General features: G+C 64.8%; 19 protein-coding genes. 17 read left to right on the top strand and 2 right to left on the bottom strand.

From position 1 onward, the window contains the following. Positions 1-8 precede the first annotated feature (8 nt). From serC to H143_RS0117105, 8 genes are all read left to right on the top strand, one after another. Complete coding sequence (gene serC / locus H143_RS0117140) at positions 9-1,139, top strand: 3-phosphoserine/phosphohydroxythreonine transaminase (RefSeq protein WP_019939493.1); 1,131 nt, start codon at positions 9-11, stop codon at positions 1,137-1,139. Then, entirely contained in the window at positions 1,132-2,217 is a 1,086-nt protein-coding gene (pheA, locus tag H143_RS0117135; RefSeq protein ID WP_019939492.1) for a prephenate dehydratase, read from the top strand. The genes serC and pheA overlap by 8 nt, the downstream gene beginning before the upstream one ends. 61 nt (positions 2,218-2,278) lie before the next feature. Continuing rightward, positions 2,279-3,397 carry a histidinol-phosphate transaminase gene (gene hisC / locus H143_RS0117130; protein ID WP_019939491.1) on the top strand — a complete coding sequence of 373 codons (1,119 nt, stop codon included), beginning with the start codon at positions 2,279-2,281 and terminating at the stop codon, positions 3,395-3,397. Between the two features lie 37 nt (positions 3,398-3,434). After that, a complete protein-coding gene (locus H143_RS0117125; protein WP_019939490.1) occupies positions 3,435-4,316 on the top strand; it encodes a prephenate dehydrogenase/arogenate dehydrogenase family protein in 882 nt (293 codons plus the stop codon). After that, complete coding sequence (aroA, locus tag H143_RS0117120; protein WP_019939489.1) at positions 4,316-5,629, top strand: 3-phosphoshikimate 1-carboxyvinyltransferase; 1,314 nt, start codon at positions 4,316-4,318, stop codon at positions 5,627-5,629. The genes H143_RS0117125 and aroA overlap by 1 nt, the downstream gene beginning before the upstream one ends. 92 nt (positions 5,630-5,721) lie before the next feature. Continuing rightward, a complete protein-coding gene (cmk, locus tag H143_RS0117115; protein ID WP_019939488.1) occupies positions 5,722-6,387 on the top strand; it encodes a (d)CMP kinase in 666 nt (221 codons plus the stop codon). A gap of 134 nt (positions 6,388-6,521) precedes the next feature. Beyond that, a complete protein-coding gene (rpsA, locus tag H143_RS0117110) occupies positions 6,522-8,231 on the top strand; it encodes a 30S ribosomal protein S1 (protein ID WP_019939487.1) in 1,710 nt (569 codons plus the stop codon). Between the two features lie 18 nt (positions 8,232-8,249). Further along, positions 8,250-8,609: an integration host factor subunit beta gene (locus H143_RS0117105; RefSeq protein ID WP_019939486.1), complete on the top strand. Its 360-nt coding sequence runs from the start codon at positions 8,250-8,252 to the stop codon at positions 8,607-8,609. A 109-nt stretch (positions 8,610-8,718) separates the two neighbouring features. On the opposite strand, the gene H143_RS0117100 is transcribed toward H143_RS0117105, so the two are convergent. Next, positions 8,719-9,804 carry a tartrate dehydrogenase gene (locus H143_RS0117100; protein WP_019939485.1) on the bottom strand — a complete coding sequence of 362 codons (1,086 nt, stop codon included), beginning with the start codon at positions 9,802-9,804 and terminating at the stop codon, positions 8,719-8,721. Positions 9,805-9,932: 128 nt separating this feature from the next. On the opposite strand from H143_RS0117100, the gene H143_RS0117095 reads away from it, so the two are divergent. The 6 genes from H143_RS0117095 (at position 9,933) to cysM (ending at position 15,033) form a co-directional block, all read left to right on the top strand. Then, complete coding sequence (locus H143_RS0117095; protein WP_019939484.1) at positions 9,933-10,253, top strand: lipopolysaccharide assembly LapA domain-containing protein; 321 nt, start codon at positions 9,933-9,935, stop codon at positions 10,251-10,253. Between the two features lie 33 nt (positions 10,254-10,286). Then, positions 10,287-11,543 (top strand): lipopolysaccharide assembly protein LapB, encoded by a 1,257-nt coding sequence (gene lapB, locus H143_RS0117090; protein ID WP_019939483.1) that lies wholly within the window; start codon positions 10,287-10,289, stop codon positions 11,541-11,543. Then, entirely contained in the window at positions 11,540-12,484 is a 945-nt protein-coding gene (rfaE1, locus tag H143_RS20975; RefSeq protein WP_019939482.1) for a D-glycero-beta-D-manno-heptose-7-phosphate kinase, read from the top strand. The genes lapB and rfaE1 overlap by 4 nt, the downstream gene beginning before the upstream one ends. 2 nt (positions 12,485-12,486) lie before the next feature. Further along, the gene (rfaD, locus tag H143_RS0117080; RefSeq protein ID WP_019939481.1) at positions 12,487-13,476 is read left to right on the top strand and encodes an ADP-glyceromanno-heptose 6-epimerase; all 990 of its coding nucleotides are present in this window, start codon (positions 12,487-12,489) and stop codon (positions 13,474-13,476) included. Positions 13,477-13,598: 122 nt separating this feature from the next. Continuing rightward, positions 13,599-14,024, top strand: a complete 426-nt coding sequence (locus H143_RS0117075; RefSeq protein ID WP_081627146.1) for a DUF655 domain-containing protein — start codon at positions 13,599-13,601, stop codon at positions 14,022-14,024. Between the two features lie 88 nt (positions 14,025-14,112). Next, positions 14,113-15,033: a cysteine synthase CysM gene (gene cysM / locus H143_RS0117070; RefSeq protein WP_019939479.1), complete on the top strand. Its 921-nt coding sequence runs from the start codon at positions 14,113-14,115 to the stop codon at positions 15,031-15,033. A gap of 69 nt (positions 15,034-15,102) precedes the next feature. On the opposite strand, the gene mltB is transcribed toward cysM, so the two are convergent. Continuing rightward, complete coding sequence (gene mltB, locus H143_RS0117065; RefSeq protein ID WP_026350181.1) at positions 15,103-16,272, bottom strand: lytic murein transglycosylase B; 1,170 nt, start codon at positions 16,270-16,272, stop codon at positions 15,103-15,105. A gap of 12 nt (positions 16,273-16,284) precedes the next feature. Here mltB and H143_RS0117060 point away from each other — a divergent pair, with 12 nt between their 5' ends. The 3 genes from H143_RS0117060 to H143_RS0117050 all read left to right on the top strand — a co-directional run bounded on the left by H143_RS0117060 (position 16,285) and on the right by H143_RS0117050 (position 18,971). Further along, positions 16,285-17,211: a histone deacetylase family protein gene (locus tag H143_RS0117060; protein WP_019939477.1), complete on the top strand. Its 927-nt coding sequence runs from the start codon at positions 16,285-16,287 to the stop codon at positions 17,209-17,211. Positions 17,212-17,277: 66 nt separating this feature from the next. After that, entirely contained in the window at positions 17,278-18,027 is a 750-nt protein-coding gene (locus tag H143_RS0117055; RefSeq protein WP_019939476.1) for an electron transfer flavoprotein subunit beta/FixA family protein, read from the top strand. 2 nt (positions 18,028-18,029) lie between these two features. Next, complete coding sequence (locus H143_RS0117050; protein WP_019939475.1) at positions 18,030-18,971, top strand: electron transfer flavoprotein subunit alpha/FixB family protein; 942 nt, start codon at positions 18,030-18,032, stop codon at positions 18,969-18,971. The last annotated feature ends 289 nt before the right edge of the window (positions 18,972-19,260 follow it).

Here is a 19,260-nt window from a genome sequence, read left to right as displayed (position 1 = left end):
GCAGCAGTATGGCGCGTCCCTGGAATTTTTCGGCCGGTCCGGCCGCCATCCCCGAGGCCGTGCTGCGGCAGGCGGCCGCCCAGATGCTGGACTGGCACGGCAGCGGCATGTCGGTGATGGAAATGAGCCATCGCGGCAAGCACTTCGTGCAGATCTGCGATGAGGCCGAGGGCGATCTGCGCGAACTGCTGTCCCTGCCTTCCGATTACGCTATTCTTTTCATGCAAGGCGGCGGCCTGGGCGAGAACGCCATCGTGCCCATGAATCTGCTGGGCCGGCGCGCCAGCCCGGCGGCGGATTTCCTGGTGACGGGCCACTGGTCCGTGCGCTCGCACAAGGAAGCCGGCCGCTATGGCGATGCCCGCGTCATCGCATCGAGTGCGCAAGCCACACAGATCGACGGGCGCGAACAATTGCCCTGGACCTGGGTGCCGGGCACGGACACCTGGACCGTCAACCGGGACGCGGCCTATCTGCATTTGTGCAGCAACGAGACCATAGGCGGCCTCGAGTACATGGACTGGCCGGATATGGCCGCGCTGGGCGCCCCCGACGTGCCGCTGGTGGTCGATGCGTCCTCGCATTTCCTGTCGCGCGCCTTGCCCATCGAGAAGACGGGCTTGGTGTTCGCGGGCGCGCAGAAGAATGTCGGCCCGGCCGGCGTCACCGTGGTGATCGCGCGTCGCGACCTGCTGGGCCACGCGCTGTCCATCTGCCCCTCGGCCTTCGATTATGCCAATGTGGCGGCCGAGCATTCGCGCTACAACACGCCGCCCACCTTCGGTATCTACATGGCCGGGCTGGTGTTCAAGTGGATCAAGGCGCTGGGCGGCGTCGCGGCTATCGAGGCTGCCAACATTGCCAAGTCCGAGCTGCTGTACGGCTGCCTGGATGCAAGCGGGTTCTATCGCAATCCGGTGCACAAGCCACTGCGCTCGCGCATGAACGTGCCTTTCGTGTTGCGCGATGAATCGCTCAATGATGCCTTTCTGGCCGGCGCGGACCAGGCCGGTTTGTTGGCCCTGAAGGGGCACAAGAGCGTGGGCGGTATGCGCGCCTCGATCTACAACGCCATGCCGCTCGAAGGTGTGCAGGCCTTGGTCGACTACCTCAAGGATTTCGAGCGACGCTATGGATGAGACATTGCAGGCCAGACTGGCCCCCTTGCGGGCGCGCATCGACGCGCTCGATGCGCAGATCCTCGATCTGTTGAGCCAGCGCGCCCGCGCGGCCCAGGAGGTTGGGGCGGTCAAGCACGAGCTGCACGCCGACGGGCCGGTGCTCAAGCCCGAGCGCGAGGCGCAGGTCATACGCACCTTGCAGGACAGCAATCCGGGGCCGCTGCCCGATGTGGCCATCGCTGCGGTATGGACCGAAATCATCTCCGCCTGCCGCGGGCTGGAACGGGGCATGACGGTGGCCTATCTGGGGCCGCGCGGCTCGTTTTCCGAGCAGGCTGCTTACGAGCACTTTGGCCGCGCAGTGAGCGGCCTGCCGTGCTCCTCTTTCGACGAGGTGTTCCGAGCGGTGGAGGCCGGTCAGGCCGAGGTGGGCATGGTGCCGGTCGAGAACTCCACCGAAGGCGCAGTCAATCGCAACCTGGACCTTTTGCTGAGTTCACCGCTTAAAATCCTGGGCGAGCGTTCGCTCCTGATACGCCACTGCCTGATGACACGCTCGGGCAATATGGATGGCATCACCACGATTTCGGCTCATCCGCAGGCGCTGGCCCAGTGCCAGGGCTGGCTGGCGCGCCATTATCCCGACCTGCGCACCGCGGCGGCGGCCAGCAATTCCGAGGCGGCGCGCGTGGCAGCCGAGGACGCGAGCGTTGCCGCGATCGCGGGCGAGACCGCGGCAACGGCCTGGGGGCTGTCCGTGGTGGAGGCCGGCATCCAGGACGACACCCAGAATCGCACGCGTTTTCTGGCCATAGGCCGCATCCAGCCGACAGGCAGCGGCCGCGACAAGACCAGCCTGATACTAGCCGTGCCCAACCGGGCCGGCGCGGTGTACGAGATGCTGGCGCCGCTGGCCGAGAACGGCGTGTCCATGAGCCGCTTCGAGTCGCGCCCGGCACGCACGGGGCAGTGGGAGTACTACTTCTACGTCGACATCGAAGGTCATCGCGACGATCCGGCGGTGGCTAAGGCGCTGGCCATTCTGCAAAAGCAGGTGGCGTATTTCAAGCTGCTGGGTTCGTATCCGGCCCAGTAGGCCGAGTGCGGCGGCATGCAGTGACGGATTCCGACAATATCCACGAGACATCGAGCCAGACATGAGCAAGCAAGAGTTTGCAGCACCGTCCTATATCGGCAACCTGCCGGCCTACCAGGCCGGCAAACCCATCGAAGAACTGGCCCGAGAATACGGGCTGGATCCGAAGCGCATCATCAAGCTGGCCTCCAACGAAAATCCGTTGGGCATGCCGGCTTCGGCGCGCGCAGCGCTGGGTGAGGCGGCCGCGACGCTGGCGCGCTACCCCGATGCCAACGGCTTCGACCTGAAATCGGCCCTGTCGTCGCGCTACGGCGTGCCCATGAATTGGCTGACGCTGGGCAACGGTTCGAACGACCTGCTCGAGATGATTGCGATGACGCTGCTGCCGAGGGAAAGCTCGGCTGTGTATGCGCAATATGCCTTCGTGGTGTATCGCCTGGCCACGCAGGCGCGCGGCGCGCGTCACATCATGGTGCCGGCCAAGGACTACGGCCACGACCTGGAAGCGATGTTCGAGGCCATCGCCGACGACACGCGGCTGCTGTTTCTGGCCAACCCCAACAACCCCACCGGTACCTTCCATACCGGCGCGCAAATCGAGGCTTTCCTGGCCAAGGTGCACGCCGCTCACGGCGACCGGGTGACAGTGGTCCTGGACGAGGCCTACAACGAGTTCCTTGATCCCGAGTTGCGTTTCGACAGCGTGGAACTGGTGCGCCGCTATCCCAATCTGGTGGTGTCGCGCACTTTCTCCAAGGCCTATGGCCTGGCAGGCCTGCGCGTGGGCTACGCGATCGCGCAGCCTTACCTGACCGAGTTGTTCAACCGCGTACGCCAGCCTTTCAACGTGAACACGCTGGCTCAGGCCGCAGCGATCGCGGCGCTCAAGGATGCGGACTTCCTGCAGCAAGCCTACGAAAGCAACAAGGCCGGCAAAGCGCAACTGTCGCAGGCCTTCGAGAAATTGGGCCTGCGCTATGTGCCCAGCTATGGCAATTTCGTGCTGGTGCACGTGGGCGATGCCGCGCGCATCAATCTCGAACTGCTCAAGCGCGGCATCATCGTGCGTCCCACGGCCAACGACGGCCTGCCCGAGTGGCTGCGCGTCTCCATCGGCCTGCCGCAGGAGAACGAGCGTTTCATCGAGGCGCTGGCGCAGATCCTGCAAGACAAATGAACGCGCCCAGTCGCCTCAAGGGTGCCAAGGGGGCTTCATGAGCGCTCTGCGCGTTCCGGTGTTGGCCGTGATCGGCGTCGGGTTGATCGGCGGATCCTTTGCGGCGGCTCTGAGGCGCGCCGGAGGGGTGGGGCGCGTGCTGGGCATCGGGCGCGATCCGAATTCGCTGGCGCGCGCCCGCGAATTGGGTCTGATCGACGAAGCCGTGAGCGCCGCCGAGGCGGCGCAGCGCGCCGATCTGGTGATGCTGGCCACGCCGGTGGGCAGCGTGGGCCGATTGCTGGCCCAGATGCGCCCACACCTGAAGCCAGGCATCGTGCTGACCGACGCCGGCAGCACCAAGGCCGAGGTGGCGCGCGCTGCGCGCCAGGCGCTGGGCCAGGACATAGGCTGCTTCGTGCCGGGCCACCCCATTGCCGGAGCCGAACGCACCGGGCCGGATGCCGCCGATGCCGATCTGTATCGGGATCGCAACGTGGTGCTGTGTCCTTTGCCGGAAAACCCGCCTCAGGCGGTCGATCTGGTGCGCCTGACGTGGCAGGACTGCGGCGCGCGCCTGATCGAGATGGACGTCCAATTGCACGATCGCGTGCTGGCTTCGGTAAGCCATATTCCTCATTTTCTTTCGGCCGCGTACATGGCGCAGGTGGCGGGCGAGCCGGATTCCGAGCGGCGCCTGGGCCTGGCCGGTTCGGGCTTTCGCGATTTCACGCGCATCGCGGCGGGTTCGCCCGAGATGTGGCGTGATATTTTTCTATCGAACCGCTCTGCCATGCAGGCTGAGTTGCTTGCCGTACGCGCCGTGTTGGATCAGGCCGAGCAGGCGCTGGCGGCCGGCGACGGTGCCGCGCTGCTGCAATTGCTGCAGCGCGCCGCATGCGCGCGCCGCGATTGGCGGCTCGGATCAACGGAGTCGTAATGACGCATGACTATCTCGACCTACCGCACGCGGCCCGGGCCCAGGGCACCGTGGCGCTGCCGGGTTCCAAGAGCATTTCCAACCGCGTGCTGCTGCTGTCCGCGCTGGCCGAGGGCAGCACGGAAATTTCCGGCCTGCTCGATTCCGACGACACTCGCGTCATGCTGGCAGCTTTGCGTCAATTGGGCATTCCGGTGAAGGAAAGAGGCCGCGGCAGTGCGCGCGTGCAGGGCACCGCGTCCTTTCCCGTCAAACAGGCCGATATATTCCTGGGCAACGCCGGCACGGCGTTCCGGTCGATGACGGCGGCACTGGCCTTGATGGACGGCGACTATCGTCTGTCGGGCGTGCCGCGCATGCACGAGAGGCCCATCGGCGACCTGGTCGATGCCCTGAACGCGCTGGGCGCGAGGGTCGAGTATCTGGGCCAGCCGGGCTATCCGCCGTTGAGCATCGGCCGCGGAAGGCCGCGCGCAGCTACCCCGGTGCGGGTACAGGGCAATGTGTCCAGCCAGTTCCTCACGGCCTTGCTGTTGATCTCGCCCCTGCTGGCGCGTGCCGCGGACCGGGAGGTCGTCGTCGAAGTCGTCGGCGAGCTGATATCCAAGCCCTATATCGAAATCACGCTCAACCTGATGGCGCGCTACGGCGTGACGGTGGCGCGCGAGGGCTGGCAGCGTTTCACCGTGCCGGCCGACGCCATCTATCGCAGCCCGAGTCGCATTCTGGTCGAAGGCGATGCCTCGTCGGCCTCTTACATTCTGGCGCTGGGCGCGATCGGCGGCGGTCCGGTGCGCATGAGCGGCGTGGGGGTCGACAGCATCCAGGGCGACGTGGCCTTTGTCCAAACCCTGAAGGCCATGGGCGCGCGCATCGACGCCGGTCCCGACTGGCTTGAATCCCGCGGTGTGCATGTCGCCGCAGGGGAGCGGCTGCGCGCCTTTGACGCCGACTTCAATCTCATCCCCGACGCCGCCATGACGGCCGCGGTCCTGGCGCTGTACGCCGACGGCCCTTGTCGCCTGCGCAATATCGGCAGCTGGCGCGTCAAAGAAACGGATCGTATCCATGCCATGCATACCGAGTTGGCCAAGCTGGGCGCCCGGGTCCAATCCGGTCCGGACTGGTTGCAAGTGGCGCCGCCCCTCCAATGGCGCGATGCGCACATCGGCACCTATGATGACCATCGCATGGCCATGTGTTTTTCGCTGGCCGCTTTCGGTCCGGCAAAGGTGCGCATACTTGACCCCGGCTGCGTGAGCAAGACCTTTCCGACGTATTTCGAGGTGTATTCGGGGTTGGTGAGTCATTGAGGCGTTTGTCGTGTGCGGGCAGTGTTGCTGCACGGGAAACCATTGGACTTGCGCGTTAAGAATTCGACATTTCAACCACATCGCTCCCCATCATGAATCCCATTCCAGTCATCGCCATCGACGGCCCCACCGCCTCCGGCAAGGGTTCCGTGGCCCATCTCGTCGCGCAGGCCCTGGGCTGGTCGGTGCTGGACAGCGGCGCGCTTTATCGCCTGACCGCCCTGGCTGCGCTCAGGCGCGGCATCGCGGTCGAGGATGCGCCCGCCCTGGCCCAGGCCGCCGCGCGGCTGGACGTGCGATTCCAGAGCGAATGCATCTACCTGAAGGGCGAGGATGTCACTGACGCCATTCGCCAGGAGCAGGTCGGCAACCTGGCCTCGCGTATCGCCGGCTACCCTGATCTGCGCCGCGCGCTCCTGGAGCGGCAGCGGGCTTTTCGGGTCGCGCCGGGGCTGGTGGCTGATGGTCGGGATATGGGGACGGTTGTCTTTCCCGATGCGCCCTTGAAGGTCTTTCTTGTCGCGGCCGCCGAGGCTAGGGCGAAAAGACGCCATAAGCAATTGATCAATAAGGGAATTTCTGCTAATATAGAAGAGCTTTTGCAAGATTTGCGGGCGCGGGACGCGCGTGACATGCAGCGCGCCGCTGCGCCGCTGAAGCCTGCGCAAGATGCCCGCGAGCTCGATTCGTCATGCTTGACCCTCGAGCAAACGGTGCAAGCCGTGTTGGATATGTGGAAAGTAATCTCCGCATATTGATGTGCGTTTTTTAAGCAGCAACGTCCTGTCGGCCGTGTTCGATTCCGAGTGGCGGCGGCAGGTTTTACCACTCCACTGCGTGCGTCGCGGTGTGTATTTTTAACGGCCAATTCCGGCCAGGACCTTTAACCTAAATGTCTTCCCTTAACCAAGCTACCGGCGGCGAAAGCTTTGCCGACCTGTTTGCCCAAAGCCTCAAGAGCCAGGACATGAAGTCCGGCGAGGTCATCAGCGCCGAAGTCGTGCGCATCGACCACAATTTCGTGGTCGTCAACGCCGGCCTGAAATCCGAAGCGCTCATCCCGCTCGAAGAATTCCTGAACGATCAGGGCGAGATCGAAGTCAACCCCGGCGATTACGTCTCGGTGGCCATCGATGCCCTGGAAAACGGCTACGGCGACACCATCCTGTCGCGCGACCGCGCCAAGCGCCTGTCGGCCTGGCTGTCGCTGGAAACCGCGCTGGATAACGGCGAACTGGTCACCGGCACCATCACCGGCAAGGTCAAGGGCGGCCTGACCGTCATGACCAACGGCATCCGCGCTTTCCTGCCCGGCTCGCTGGTCGATCTGCGTCCCGTCAAGGACACCACGCCGTACGAAGGCAAGACCCTCGAATTCAAGGTCATCAAGCTCGACCGCAAGCGCAACAACGTCGTGCTGTCGCGCCGCCAGGTGCTGGAAGCCAGCATGGGCGAAGAGCGCCAGAAGCTGCTCGAGACCCTGCACGAAGGTGCCGTGGTCAAGGGCGTGGTCAAGAACATCACCGATTACGGCGCGTTCGTGGACCTGGGCGGTATCGACGGCCTGCTGCACATCACCGACATGGCCTGGCGCCGCGTGCGTCACCCCTCCGAAGTCCTGGCCGTTGGCCAGGAAGTCGAAGCCAAGGTCTTGAAGTTCGACCAGGAAAAGAGCCGCGTCTCGCTGGGCGTCAAGCAGCTGGGCGAAGATCCGTGGGTGGGCCTGGCTCGCCGCTACCCGCAAGGCACGCGCCTGTTCGGCAAGGTCACCAACCTGACCGACTACGGCTCGTTCGTTGAAGTCGAAGCCGGCATCGAAGGCCTGGTGCACGTGTCCGAGATGGACTGGACCAACAAGAACGTCGATCCGCGCAAGGTCGTGACCCTGGGCGAAGAAGTCGAAGTCATGGTCCTGGAAATCGACGAAGACCGTCGCCGCATCTCGCTGGGCATGAAGCAGTGCCGCCAGAACCCGTGGGAAGAGTTCGCCACCAACTTCAAGCGTGGTGACAAGGTCCGCGGCGCCATCAAGTCGATCACCGACTTCGGCGTGTTCGTCGGCCTGCCCGGCGGCATCGACGGCCTGGTGCATCTGTCCGATCTGTCCTGGACGGATACCGGCGAAGAAGCCGTGCGCAACTTCAAGAAGGGCGACGAGATCGAAGCCGTGGTTTTGGGCATCGATACCGACAAGGAGCGCATCTCGCTGGGCGTCAAGCAGTTGGAAGGCGATCCCTTCAACAACTTCGTCGCTACGCATGACAAGGGTGCCGTCGTCCCCGGCACGATCAAGTTGGTCGAAGCCAAGGGCGCCATCGTGACCCTGTCGGTCGAAGTCGAAGGCTACCTGCGCGCTTCGGAAATCTCCGCGGGCCGCGTCGAAGACGCCACCACGGTCCTGAAGGCCGGCGAGAACATCGAAGCCATGATCATCAACGTCGACCGCAAGACGCGCTCGATTCAGCTGTCGATCAAGGCTCGCGACAACGCCGAGACCGCTGAGACCATCCAGCGCATGTCCGAAGCCAGCGCTTCGTCGGGCACGACCAACCTGGGCGCTTTGCTCAAGGCCAAGCTCGACCAGCAGCGCGGCGAAGGCTGATAGCGGGTTGGTGCCTCAGTGACCAAGTCGGAGCTGATCGCAGCGTTGGCGGCCCATTATCCCCAGTTGGCCGCCCGCGACACCGATTACGCCGTCAAGACCATGCTCGATGCCATGACCCAGGCCCTGGCCACGGGTCAGCGCATCGAGATCCGTGGCTTTGGCAGCTTCTCGCTGTCGCAACGGTCTCCTCGCGTCGGACGCAACCCCAAGTCGGGCGAGCAGGTGCTGGTGCCTGGCAAGCAGGTGCCGCACTTCAAGGCCGGCAAGGAGTTGCGCGAGCGTGTCGACCAGGTTGCCGACGAACAACTTGCCGGCAGTGCTGAAGGGTCTTCCGATCCCGCGTCATCCGAGATGGATCTGCACGCCATGCATTGAGCTTCTCATGGCGGCGAACCAAAGAGAAAACCCTTCCGACCAGGAAGGGTTTTTTGTTTGCAAAGCGGACTTGTATTCGAGTTTCTTGCCCGTTACCCGGCAGCTTCAATCAGACCGCTTCGAGCGCCGCCGCGACCGCCTTGCCCGCCTCGGTGGTATTGAGCTTGCCGCCCAGGTCCGCCGTGGTCTGGCCTGCGGCCAGGGTCTTCTCGATGGCCTGCAGGATGGCGTCGTGGGCCTGGCGGTAGACGCCCTGGCCGTTGCCCAGGAAGTCCAACATCATGGCCCCCGACCAGATCATGCCCACCGGGTTGGCGATGTTCTGGCCGTAGATGTCGGGTGCCGAGCCGTGCACGGGTTCGAAAAGAGAGGGGAAGGTGCGCTCGGGGTTGAGGTTGGCCGACGGGGCGATGCCGATGGTGCCGGTGCAGGCCGGACCCAGGTCGGACAGGATGTCGCCGAACAGGTTCGAGGCCACGACCACGTCGAAGCGCTCGGGGCTGATGACAAAGCGAGCCGCCAGAATGTCGATGTGATATTTGTCCTGGCGTACGTCGGGGTACTGCTTGCCCATTTCGGCGAAGCGCTCGTCCCAGTAGGGCATGCTGATGAAGATGCCGTTGGACTTGGTGGCCGAGGTCAGATGCTTCTTGGGCCGGCTTTGCGCCAGTTCGAAGGCGTATTTGAGGATACGGTCGGTGCCCTTGCGGGTGAAGATCGATTCCTGCAGCACGAACTCGCGGTCGGTGCCCGCGAACATCTTGCCGCCCACGGACGAATATTCACCCTCGGTGTTCTCGCGCACGATGTACATGTCGATATCGCCCGGCTTGCGGCCGGCCAGGGGGCAGGGTACGCCGGGCATGAGGCGGGCGGGGCGCAGGTTGACGTATTCGTCGAAGTCGCGGCGGAACTTCAGGAGCGATCCCCAGAGCGAAATATGGTCGGGCACGATGTCGGGCCAACCCACGGCGCCGAAATAGAGGGCATCGCAGTCCTTGAGCTGGTAGAACCAGTCGGCCGGCATCATGTCGCCGTGCTTGGCGTAGTAGTCGCAGCTCGCCCATTCGATGTGCTTGAATTCGAGCTTGATGCCGAATCGCCTAGCGGCGGCCTCGACCACGCGCAGGCCTTCGGGCATGACTTCCTTGCCGATGCCGTCTCCGGGAATGACGGCGATCTTGTGCGTCTTCACTGCTTGCCTCGCTGTGTTCGTTGATGGTATCGGACAATCTAGCACGGCCGTCGACGGGTGGGATTAGGCCGCCGTGCAAGTTACAATCCGAAGCCCGAAGTCCGAATTCCTAGCTGGGAGTCTGTCTCATGCGCTATTTCGTCTGGATCCTGCGCCTGTTGGTCTTCATCGCCGTATTGATCTTCGCCGTGAAGAACACCGATCCGGTCAAGGTCAATTTTTACGCCGACTACGCGATACAGAACGTGCCGCTCATCGTGGTCATGCTGGTCACCTTCGTGGTGGGGGCCGTTTTCGGCCTACTGCTGACGGTGCCCATGGCCATGCGCCGCCGCCGTGAGGCCTCGCGCCTGCGCCGCGAGGTCGACCGCCTGAAGTCCCTGGCCCAAGCCGCCGCGTCGCCGACCCCGGTGTCGCCGGAGGCCATCGCACCCATGTCGCCGCTGTGAGTCGGCTGTTTTTCTTAGCATCGAGCACGATACGTGGATTTTGAACCCTGGTGGCTGATTTTCATTCCCATGCTGTTCGGCCTGGGATGGGTGGCTGCGCGCTTCGATTTTCGTCAGATGTTGCGTGAAACGCGCACCCTGCCGGATTCGTACTTCCGTGGCCTGAATTTTCTGCTCAACGAAGAACCCGACCGGGCCATCGACGCCTTCGTCGAGGTGGCCAAGCTCGATCCGGAAACCACCGAGCTGCACTTTGCCTTGGGCAGCCTGTTTCGCCGGCGCGGCGAAATGGAGCGCGCCATCCGCGTGCATCAAAGCCTGCTGAACCGTGCCGATCTGCCGGTGGCCGAGCGCGACCACGCCCAGCACGAACTAGCGCAGGATTTCCTCAAGGCCGGCATGCTGGATCGCGCCGAAAGCACCTTCAACACGCTCAAGGACACGCGCTTTGCCTTGCCGGCGCTGCGTTCGCTGGTGCGCATCTACGAATCCGAGCACGACTGGCCGCGCGCCATCGAGGTGGTCAAGACGCTGCAAGGCCTGGTGGACGAGCCTGTGCCTCAGATCGTGCACTACCACTGCGAACTGGCGCAGACGGCGCTGGCTGCCAAGCCAATGAACGCCGAGGCTGCCAATGTGGCGCTGGACGCCGCCGATCACGCAGCCAAAGGTTTCGACGCGGCAGCCTCGCGCGGGGCGCGGGCGCGCGTCGCCATGCTGCGCGCGCAGTTGGCGCAGATCGAGCAGAACCCCAAGCGCGAGCGCCTGTACCTGGAGTCGGTCCTGACCGACGCGTCGGAATATGCGGGCCTGGTGGCCGAGCGCCTGCTGGCCAATTACACCCAGTCGGGCGAGGCGGCCCAGGGGCTGGACGTGCTCAGCCGGCACTATGCGCAGCATGCCTCGCTCGATCTTTTCAACGTGGTTTTCCGCGAGTTGCGGGCCCAGCGAGGCCAGGCGCAGGCCTGGCGTTTCGCGCGCGAGGCAATGCGCAGCCATCCATCGTTGCTTGGGCTGGATCGCCTGCTCGAAGTCGAGCTGGCCAACCCCACGGCGGGCAGCCCGGCCGCAGGCGCTTCCGATGCCGTGCCCACTGATGCGCGCCGCGACGATGCCGTGCCCGGCGGGGATCTGACCCTGCTGCGCAGCCTCATTCACAAGCACACGCAGCGGTTGGACCGCTACGTTTGCAAGTCCTGCGGCTTTCAGCCGCGCCGTTTCTATTGGCAATGCCCGGGCTGCAATGCCTGGGAAACCTCGGCTCCTCGTCGTCTGGAGGAACTGGAATGACCGACATATCGTCTTTTCCTGCCCGTGCCATCGCACGCAGTCGCGTGCTGGTGGTGGGCGATGTCATGCTGGATCGCTACTGGTTCGGCGAAGTGGACCGCATTTCGCCGGAGGCGCCGGTGCCCGTGGTTCACGTGGCGCGCCGTGAAGACCGACTCGGCGGGGCGGCCAACGTGGCGCGCAACGTCGCAGCCCTGGGCGGCCTGGTCACGCTGGTGGGCGTGACGGGTGCGGACGAGGCCGGCGCGTGTGTCGGCCAGCTTGCGCAGCAAGCCGGCGTGCATGCGGATCTAGTCAGCGACGCTGCGCATCCCACCACGCTCAAGATGCGTGTGCTGGGACGACAGCAGCAGATGCTGCGCATCGATTTCGAGCAGCGTCCTGCGCAGACCTCGCTAGATGGCGTGAGCGCGGCCGTGGCGCGCCATCTGCCCAATCACGATGTGATTGTTCTGTCCGACTATGCCAAGGGCGCGCTGGACCGCGTCCAGGACCTGATCGCCCTGGCGCGCGAGCACAAGGTGCCGGTACTGGTCGACCCCAAAGGCGACGATTACGATCGCTATAAGGGCGCGACGCTGGTCACGCCCAACCGCTCAGAAATGCGCCAGGCCGTGGGCCGCTGGAAGGACGAGGACGACCTGACCGCGCGCGCGCAGCTACTGCGTGCCCACCTGCAGCTTGAGGCTTTGCTGGTGACGCGCTCGGAGCAAGGCATGACGCTGTTCTCGGCGGGTTCGCGCGAGCACGTCGACGCGCAGGCGCACGAAGTGTTCGACGTTTCCGGCGCGGGCGATACCGTGCTGGCCACTCTGGCGCTGATGCGTGCCGCGGGCCTGTCCTGGGTCCAGGCCATGGGCTGGGCCAATCGAGCCGGCGGCATTGTGGTGGGCAAGCTAGGTACTTCAACCGTCACCGCCGCGGAACTGGCGGGAGGCTGATCATGACATATATTGTTACCGGCGCTGCCGGCTTTATCGGCAGCAATCTGGTGCGAGGCCTGAACCGCCGCGGCATCGACGACATCATCGCCGTCGACGATCTGACCGATGGCGACAAATTTCGCAATATGACTGACTGCCGCATCGCCGATTACCTGGATAAGGACGATTTCCGCGTTCGCGTGCGGGAAGGCCGCTTGCCCGACGTGCGTGCCGTGTTGCACCAGGGCGCCTGCTCGGACACGACCGAGCGCAACGGACAATTCATGCTCGATAACAATTACCGCGTCACGCTGGAATTGTTCGAATATTGCCAGAGCCGCGCCACCCCCTTCCTGTATGCCTCGTCGGCGGCCGTGTATGGCGGCTCGGCGGTCTATGCGGAAGAGCCGGCCAACGAGGCGCCGCTCAACGTCTACGGCTATTCCAAGCTGCTTTTCGACCAGGTGCTGCGTCGGCGCATGCAGCGGCTTGTCGCGCAGGTGGTGGGTCTGCGCTATTTCAACGTCTATGGTCCGCACGAGCAGCACAAGGGTCGCATGGCCTCGGTGGCCTTCCATAATATGAATCAGTTCCTGGCCGAAGGACATGTGCGCCTGTTCGGCGGTTGGGACGGCTATGGCGACGGCCAGCAGAGCCGCGATTTCATCTCGGTGCAGGACGTGGTGGCCGTGAACCTGTACTTCCTCGACCACCCTGAGCAGTCCGGCATCTTCAATTGCGGCACCGGCCGCGCCCAGCCGTTCAACGACGTGGCCGCTGCCGTGGTCAACACGCTGCGCGCCGAGAAGGGCGAGGCGGCGCTGCCGTTGGCCGAACTGGTCGAGGCCGGGCTCATTCGCTACGTGGCGTTCCCCGACGATTTGAAGGGCTACTACCAGAGCTATACCCAGGCCGATGCATCCAATCTGCGCGCTGCTGGTTTTACTGAACCCATGCGCGATGTGCAAACCGGCGTAGCCGAATACGTGCGCTATTGGCGCGCCAAATAAGGCCGCGCTAGGTACTTCCCGGGACGGACATTTCCGTACACCGCGTTCTCCGGCATCGCGCGCCGCCGCGCATGATGGCCGGCCGGGCTGCATCCAGCACCCCGGCCAACCAGGAGAAGCGCATGAATCCCTTTCTGAACGACACGATTGCCCGGCCTGCGCCGCGCGCCGATTTCGCGATGGGCCGCCTTTTGCCGGCGGGCCGCCGGTTCGTGGGTGGTGTGGCGGGGCGCCTGGCGGTGGCGGGCGGTCTGGCCCTGGTCATGGCATCGTCGGCCCACGCGCTCGACGCCAACAGCGCCAGCGCCGAGCAACTGGAGTCCTTGCGCGGCATCGGCCCCAAGACGGCACGCATCATCGTCCAGGAGCGCCAGCGTGGCGGCCGCTTCGAATCCATCGAGGATCTTTCCGATCGCGTGCGGGGCATCGGTCCGAAGCGGGCCCAGTCCCTGCAGGCTGCCGGACTTACCGTGGGCGGCAGCCCGGCTGCCGGCACACCGGCAGGCGCGCCCCGACCCGTGCCGGCGCGGCTGCCGGGGCGGCCTTGAGTAGGCCACCCTGAATTGAACATGGATATGCCGGGTTGGAATTTGGCCGGGCGGTATGATCGAAGCCTGTATTTTTCGGCATCCAGCAATGAACATCATCGATTACCCCACCATCGAACAGACCATCGGCAACACGCCCCTGGTACGCCTGCAGCGCATTCCCGGACAGGCCGGCGCGGCGCGCGGCAACGTTATCCTGGCCAAGCTCGAAGGCAACAATCCTGCGGGTTCCGTGAAAGACAGGCCGGCCCTGTCCATGATCCGGCGCGCCGAAGAGCGCGGCGAGATCCGGCCCGGCGACACCCTGATCGAAGCCACCAGCGGCAATACCGGCATAGGCCTGGCCATGGTTGCGGCCATGCGCGGCTATCGCATGATCCTCATCATGCCCGACAATCTTTCGCTGGAACGCCGTGCTTCCATGACAGCCTATGGCGCCCAGCTTATTCTCACGCCCGCCGACAAGGGCGGTATGGAATACGCGCGCGACCTGGCCATGGAAATGCAGTCCGAAGGCAAGGGCAAGGTGCTCGACCAGTTCGCGAATCCCGACAATCCGCGCGCCCACATCGAGACCACGGGTCCCGAGATTTGGCAACAGACGGGAGGGCGCGTTAGCCATTTCGTCAGCGCCATGGGGACGACGGGCACCATCATGGGCATGTCCATTTACCTCAAGGAGCGCAACCCGGCCATCCAGGTCATCGGCGCCCAGCCGGCTCCCGGCTCGCAGATTCCCGGCATCCGCAAATGGCCCGAGGCCTACCTGCCCAGGATTTTCGATGCCAGCCGCGTCGACGCATATGAGTCGATCGAGCAGAACGATGCGCAAGAGATGGCCCGACGCCTCGCGGCCGAAGAGGGTATCTTCGCGGGTATTTCATCGGCTGGCGCCCTGGTGGCCGCGCTGCGCCTGGCCGAGCGCGTGAACGACGCCACCATCGTCTTCATCGCCTGCGATCGCGGCGATCGCTATCTGTCCACCGGCGTGTTCAATTCGCAGGGTTGACCGGGTTCCCGAGACGTGCGAGGCGGCTGGAACCCCGACGCCGCGCAGATGAATCAAGAACCCAGGCAGTCAAAGCCCGGATCCCGCCAATATCGGCCCCACCTGCTGCGCGACGGCATCCGCCAGATCCGATACCGCCGTCGCATAGAAGTAGCTGTGGTTGTACTGCGTGATCGCAAAGAAATTCGGCGTTCCCGTCCGGTACTGCGCCGTTCCGCGCGCTTCTTCGTCCAGATCGACGATGCCCAGCCGCTGCTGGCCCCATCTCCCGGCCTGGGCGCCAGGCGCCAGCCGGGCGCCGTCGGCCTGCAATTGGTCCCAGCTCATGGTGGGCGCCAGCCCCCCCACCACCAGGGCGGAAGGGTCTGCCGGCAGTCGCACCGGCGCGAATACGGGCACGCCGCGCACCCAGCCGTGCTGAGCCAGGTAATTGCCCACCGACATGATGGCGGCGGCCGGATCGTTGGCCAGGTCGATATGTCCGCCGGTATTGCCCGAACTGTCCACTGCGTATTGCATGATGCTGCGCGGCATGAACTGCGGCATGCCGATCGCGCCGGCATACGAGCCGCGCGTATCGATGTCCAACCTGCCCTGCAGCGCCAGCGTGAGGAAGTCGCCCAACTGGCCGCGGAACATCGCCGCGCGATCGGGCTTGTCGGGCACCGGGTAATCGAAGGCCAGGGTCGAGAGCGCATCGATCACACGAAAGCTGCCCATATTGCGGCCGTAGAGGGTTTCCACGCCGATGATTCCGGCGATAATTTTGGCCGGCACGCCATAGCGCTGTTGCGCCTGATTCAATGCCGCGGCGTTTTCGCGCCAGAATTCGGCGCCCCAGCGGATGCGCCTGGGTTCGACGAAGCGCGAGCGGTAGGTGAGCCAACTGCGCCACACCTTGTGTCCGGGCACGGACGGCATGATCAGGCGCGCCACCGTCGCGCTATAGCGCGCGCCGGACAGGCTTGCAAGCACCTGATCCAGCGGCAGGTCCCGGCGGGCGGCCAGATCGCGCGCGAAGTTGTCCACGTCGGGGCGAAGCCGGCCGTCTGGCAGGGTGGTGGAGGACGGTTCGTCCGAGGGACCGGGTTCGGACGGTCCAATGTGTATCGCGCCGGAAGACGAGGATGTGGGGGGCAGGGTTGGAACAGGCGTCCTGGGGGGGGAGGAAGCGCAGCCGGCAAGCATGAAGGGAACCACCAACCCGCCGATCCGCAGCAAACGCCTGAGCATGAACATACAATCTTCCCTATGGAGACCTTGTATTTTACCCACCCGTCGTGCCGGCAGCACGAAATGGGCGACTGGCATCCCGAGAGTCCGCAGAGGCTCGATGCCATATCCGATCAATTGCTGGCCAGCGGGCTGATGTCCTTGCTCGATGCGCGCCCGGCGCCTGCGGCGGACCGCGCGGCGCTGCTGCGCGTGCACGAGGCGGCGTATCTCGACTTCCTGGCGGCGAGCGTGCCGGCGCAGGGCGAGTACACCCCCCTGGACCCCGATACGCTGATGAACTGCCATACGCTGGATGCGGCGCTGCACGCGGCCGGCGCCGCGGTGGCGGCGGTAGACGCCGTGATGACGGGCCAGGCCGAGACCGCCTTCTGTTCGGTTCGTCCCCCCGGGCACCATGCCTGCCGCGACCGCGCCATGGGCTTTTGCTTTCTCAACAATATCGCCATCGGCGCCGCGCACGCCATGGCCGTTCATGGCCTGCGGCGTCTGGCCATCGTCGACTTCGATGTGCATCACGGCAACGGCACCGAGGAGATGTTCGCGGGCGACGATCGCGTGCTGATGTGCAGTTTCTTCCAGCACCCGCTCTTTCCCCACAGCGGGACGAGCCAGCCGGCGGCCAATATGGTCAATGTGCCGGTGCCGCCCTATACCACAGGGCCGGCCGTGCGCGCCATCGTCTCCGAACAGTGGCTGCCGCGGCTGGACGCGCACCGGCCCGAGCTGATCCTGGTGTCGGCGGGCTTTGACGCCCATCGCGAGGATGACATGAGCCAGATGGGCCTGGTCGAGTCCGACTACGCTTGGATTACCGACAAAATCGTGGGTGTGGCCGACCGCCACGCGGGGGGGCGCATTGTCAGCACGCTCGAGGGTGGCTATGAACTGTCGGCCTTGGGCCGCAGCGTGGTGGCCCACATACGGGCGCTGTCCAAGCTGTAGAATCGAAAGATTGCCGTAAAAATTTCATAGTCGGAAAGGTTACTCGGATAGATAGGAGACTGTTGGATGAAGGTGCTTGTACCCGTCAAGCGCGTGGTTGACTACAACGTCAAGGTGCGCGTCAAGAGCGATCAGACCGGTGTCGATATCGCCAATGTAAAGATGTCGATGAATCCGTTCGACGAGATCGCGGTGGAAGAAGCCACGCGGTTGAAGGAATCGGGCAAGGCCACCGAAGTGGTGGCGGTGTCGTGCGGCGTGGCCCAGGCGCAGGAAACCCTGCGCACGGCGCTGGCCATTGGCGCGGACCGCGGCATCCTGGTGCAGACCGACGCCGAACTGCAGCCGCTGGCAGTAGCCAAGCTGCTCAAGGCGCTGGCCGAGAAGGAAGCCCCGCAACTGATCATCCTGGGCAAGCAGGCCATCGACGACGACGCCAACCAGACCGGCCAGATGCTGGCCGCGCTGCTGGGCTGGCCTCAGGCCACCTTCGCCAGCAAGATTGAACTGGGTGATGGTTCGGCCACGGTGACCCGAGAAGTGGACGGCGGCCTTGAGACGATCAAGATCAAGCTGCCCGCCATCGTCACCACCGACTTGCGCCTGAACGAGCCGCGCTACGTGACGCTGCCCAACATCATGAAGGCCAAGAAAAAGCCGCTCGAGACGCTGACTCCGGCCGACCTGGGCGTCGATCCAGCTCCGCGCATCAAGACGCTGAAGGTGACCGATCCGCCGGCGCGCAAGGCCGGCATCAAGGTGGCTGACGTGGCCGCGCTGGTGGACAAGCTCAAGAACGAAGCGAAGGTGGTGTGAAGATGACGATCCTGGTTATTGCCGAACACGATAACGTCCACCTGAAGGGCGCGACGCTGAACACGGTGGCCGCGGCAGCGGGGATACAAAAATACGCCGGCGGCGAGGTGCACGTGCTGGTGGCGGGCAGCAGCGTGCGCGCCGTCGCCGATGCCGCCGCGCAGGTCGCGGGCGTGGCCAAGGTGCTGCTGGCCGACGCGCCGCATCTGGCCGACGGCCTGGCCGAGAACCTGCAGGCCCAGGTGCTGGCCATTGCCTCGAGTTACAGCCACATCCTGTTCCCGGCCACGGCCTCGGGCAAGAACGTGGCCCCGCGCGTGGCGGCCAAGCTGGATGTGGCGCAAATTTCGGACATCATCGGCGTGGAATCGGCCGATACCTTCGTGCGCCCGATCTACGCGGGCAACGCGATCGCCACCGTGCAGTCGGGCGATGCGGTCAAGGTGATCACGGTGCGCACGACGGGCTTTGACGCGGTGGCCGCCACGGGCGGTTCGGCTGCGGTGGAGCCGCTGGCCGCCGCCGCCGATTCGGGGCTTTCCAGCTTCGTGGGCCGCGAGGTGGCCAAGAGTGACCGCCCCGAACTGGCAGGCGCCAAGGTCGTGGTCTCGGGCGGTCGCGGCATGGGCAGCGCCGAGAATTTCAAGATTCTCGAACCGCTGGCCGACAAACTGGGCGCGGCCATGGGCGCCTCGCGCGCGGCAGTCGATGCGGGCTACGCGCCCAACGACTGGCAGGTGGGCCAAACGGGCAAAATCGTCGCGCCGCAGCTATACGTGGCCGTGGGCATTTCGGGCGCGATCCAGCACCTGGCCGGCATGAAGGATTCGAAGGTGATCGTGGCGATCAACAAGGATCCTGAGGCGCCGATCTTCGGCGTGGCAGACTACGGCCTGGTGGGCGACCTGTTCCAGCTCGTGCCCGAGTTGGCCGAGGCGCTTTAAGGCCGCTATACGGCGTGATGCTGCAAACCCGAGGCTGCCGGGGGGATCCGGCGGTCTCGGACGATTGAGCAATCGGAAATTCAGCGGTGGCCTTGCATCCTCTTGGCGACCATGCCCTTGAGCGCGGCGTCCCTCACGAATATGCCGGCACGGCATTCGAATTGGATGGGGCTGGAGAAGACGCTTTTCTCGTCGTGGCGGGCGGTTGGTTTTTTTGAATGCCGGCCGACTGTCGACCTTGCCGAAGCCGCGCTCATTACGCGTTACCTTACATGTCGTCACGCCCGTG

The sequence above is a fragment of the Bordetella sp. FB-8 genome (genome assembly GCF_000382185.1).
GTDB lineage: Bacteria > Pseudomonadota > Gammaproteobacteria > Burkholderiales > Burkholderiaceae_B > Bordetella.
The sequence above is the reverse complement of the archived record's forward strand: the minus strand, read 5'-3'. Positions and strand labels throughout refer to the sequence as shown.

What these genes read in the sequence shown, in the direction of transcription:
- serC (WP_019939493.1), top strand. Translation starts at nt 9, where the DNA reads ATGGCGCGTCCCTGGAATTTTTCGGCCGGTCCGGCCGCCATCCCCGAG.
- pheA (WP_019939492.1), top strand. Translation starts at nt 1,132, where the DNA reads ATGGATGAGACATTGCAGGCCAGACTGGCCCCCTTGCGGGCGCGCATC.
- hisC (WP_019939491.1), top strand. Translation starts at nt 2,279, where the DNA reads ATGAGCAAGCAAGAGTTTGCAGCACCGTCCTATATCGGCAACCTGCCG.
- H143_RS0117125 (WP_019939490.1), top strand. Translation starts at nt 3,435, where the DNA reads ATGAGCGCTCTGCGCGTTCCGGTGTTGGCCGTGATCGGCGTCGGGTTG.
- aroA (WP_019939489.1), top strand. Translation starts at nt 4,316, where the DNA reads ATGACGCATGACTATCTCGACCTACCGCACGCGGCCCGGGCCCAGGGC.
- cmk (WP_019939488.1), top strand. Translation starts at nt 5,722, where the DNA reads ATGAATCCCATTCCAGTCATCGCCATCGACGGCCCCACCGCCTCCGGC.
- rpsA (WP_019939487.1), top strand. Translation starts at nt 6,522, where the DNA reads ATGTCTTCCCTTAACCAAGCTACCGGCGGCGAAAGCTTTGCCGACCTG.
- H143_RS0117095 (WP_019939484.1), top strand. Translation starts at nt 9,933, where the DNA reads ATGCGCTATTTCGTCTGGATCCTGCGCCTGTTGGTCTTCATCGCCGTA.
- rfaE1 (WP_019939482.1), top strand. Translation starts at nt 11,540, where the DNA reads ATGACCGACATATCGTCTTTTCCTGCCCGTGCCATCGCACGCAGTCGC.
- rfaD (WP_019939481.1), top strand. Translation starts at nt 12,487, where the DNA reads ATGACATATATTGTTACCGGCGCTGCCGGCTTTATCGGCAGCAATCTG.
- H143_RS0117075 (WP_081627146.1), top strand. Translation starts at nt 13,599, where the DNA reads ATGAATCCCTTTCTGAACGACACGATTGCCCGGCCTGCGCCGCGCGCC.
- cysM (WP_019939479.1), top strand. Translation starts at nt 14,113, where the DNA reads ATGAACATCATCGATTACCCCACCATCGAACAGACCATCGGCAACACG.
- mltB (WP_026350181.1), bottom strand. Translation starts at nt 16,272, where the DNA reads ATGTTCATGCTCAGGCGTTTGCTGCGGATCGGCGGGTTGGTGGTTCCC.
- H143_RS0117060 (WP_019939477.1), top strand. Translation starts at nt 16,285, where the DNA reads ATGGAGACCTTGTATTTTACCCACCCGTCGTGCCGGCAGCACGAAATG.
- H143_RS0117055 (WP_019939476.1), top strand. Translation starts at nt 17,278, where the DNA reads ATGAAGGTGCTTGTACCCGTCAAGCGCGTGGTTGACTACAACGTCAAG.
- H143_RS0117050 (WP_019939475.1), top strand. Translation starts at nt 18,030, where the DNA reads ATGACGATCCTGGTTATTGCCGAACACGATAACGTCCACCTGAAGGGC.